Source organism: Paraburkholderia madseniana (genome assembly GCF_009690905.1).
In the GTDB taxonomy this organism is placed as follows: domain Bacteria; phylum Pseudomonadota; class Gammaproteobacteria; order Burkholderiales; family Burkholderiaceae; genus Paraburkholderia; species Paraburkholderia madseniana.
In genome coordinates this window covers 1-1,976 of sequence record NZ_VOSW01000253.1, presented here as the reverse complement: position 1 = coordinate 1,976, position 1,976 = coordinate 1, and the positions used below count along the sequence as shown (strand labels likewise).

General features: G+C 59.0%; 1 protein-coding gene. It reads right to left on the bottom strand.

From position 1 onward, the window contains the following. Window positions 1–150 precede the first annotated feature (150 nt). Window positions 151–1,458 (bottom strand): group II intron reverse transcriptase/maturase, encoded by a 1,308-nt coding sequence (gene ltrA, locus FSO04_RS45635; RefSeq protein WP_154567987.1) that lies wholly within the window; start codon window positions 1,456–1,458, stop codon window positions 151–153. Between the last annotated feature and the right edge of the window lie 518 nt (window positions 1,459–1,976).

Here is a 1,976-nt window from a genome sequence, read left to right as displayed (position 1 = left end):
TGGCGGGTAAGGAACTGGCGCGGTGCGCGGCAAACCCGGTCCGTTTCCAGCCCCTCCCCATAAGAACTGATCGTGAGGTTTTCCCTCAAGCAGCTCACCCAGTGGGATTCATCGCAAGGGTTATGGGTCCTGTCGTCATGACGGTCACTTTCACGCGAACTCCTCCGCACCCGATAGTGGCCGCAGTTTCCAGTCCCAGTAAAGGCCCAGGACGTCGTAGAGGTACTCGTTACTCCATCTCCGCCACCCGACACTCCGCTTCTGGCGTCGCTTGCGCCGCGTCAGCAGGGTTCTCACCTTCATTTCAAGATAGTCGCGAACCTCACTGAAGGCGCGACTGGCGTTGCCGACCCGAAAGTAGTTAACCCATCCGGACACCGTAGCGTTGAGTCTCGCGATCAGCTTCGCGGCCGGGGTCGAGCCTCCATGCCGGATGATGTCGCGAATCTTCGCCTTGATGCTCTGACGGGCTCGCTTCTTCGGGGTCATCTTGACGAAGTATCCGTTCCCCGCACGTTTGCGCACGCGACGCAGGTCAAACCCCAGGAACCCAAAGGCGTCTCCATGCAGCGTGTCCACCACCGTGGTTTTCTCCGTGTTCAACTCTACGCCGAGTGGCACGAGTTGTTCACGTAGCCGCAACAGGGCACGCTCCGCCCAGCCGCGTTTCGTATGGTGGCCACTGACGGTGATGACAATGTCGTCGGCGAACCGGTGATAGTTCACTGCCTCATAGGATCCCTGCGCCGTCTTGCGGCGGATCTCGTCGAACATCCAGTCGATCTCGTTCAGGTAGATATTCGCGGCGAGCGGGCTGAACGGGCCACCTTGCGGGACGCCTATTTTGCCTGCCGCCTTGATAACCTGCTTGACCAGGCGTAGTACCTGGGGATCCTGGATGCGCTTCGCGATCTTGTCCAACAGGGTTGAATGTTGAATCGTGTCAAAGTAGCGCGACAGATCCACGTCAACCACCGTCGACATGCGCCGCAACACACTTCGCCTGACTTCCGCCAGTGCGCGGTGTGGGGACCGTTTCGGTCTGAATCCGTAGGAGTTGGGGCAGAAGTCCGCCTCGAATACCGCTTCGAGGATCAGCTTCAGCGCGCCTTGCACCACGCGGTCGCGGATGCAAGGAACCTGAAGGACACGGACCTTTCCGTTGCTCTTGGGGATCTCAACCCGTCGGTTCGGCTTGGGTTCATACCTGCCTGTTTTGAGGTCTGCCTGTATCTCCGCGAGAAATACGCCAGGCGCCGATGCTTCGATGTCTGCAAAGCTCAGACCGTCGATGCCCGGAGCCCCGCCGTTTCTTTTGGCGATACGGTAGGCCTCTTCGAGGGTTTCCCTCTTCGCAATATGTACGAAGAGCCCCCAGAAGCGATGAGTCTTGTCAGACTTCGCCTTGCGATAAATCCGCCTTCTCAGTTCCTGCAGACTGCCGGATGTCTTTGTCATCTCATCCCTGCCTCACATTGTTGACGGAATACTCACTGGTCCGGGCCCTTCCCTCCGGGCGCGTTTTGGTGCACGCCCATCGTCAGTACTACGACCCGATCCGTCACCCTGACACCTATGCGCGCACTTCCCACTCGCGGTTATAGCGTGCATCTCCTCGACGGGATTTCTCCGCCGGGTGCCGAGGGCTTCTCCAGTTTCCACGTTATCCTTCACACCATGTCGCCGCTGATACCCCGCCGGTGAGAGTTGCCGCATCGGACCCGTTTCGGACAACTCCTGCTGCTTTCGCGCGTTATCGACCGTCTCAGCCACCGGAGTTACGTGTGACGAGGCTACATCTGCGTTCACTGCACGTTGCAACCTGGTGCGTTGCATATACTCCTTTCTGAGCATACTGTCGGAGGGCTCCGCCATCTTGCTTTCGCGCCATGACGCCTCCCAAGCTACGAGGCTTGAGTCTTTTGCCCCGGTCGGACTCTCACCGACTGGATAACGTGTCCTTACCTGGACACACC

Bases quoted from the DNA above. Each gene is read 5' to 3' on its own strand.
- ltrA (WP_154567987.1), bottom strand. From the start codon at position 1,458: ATGACAAAGACATCCGGCAGTCTGCAGGAACTGAGAAGGCGGATTTAT.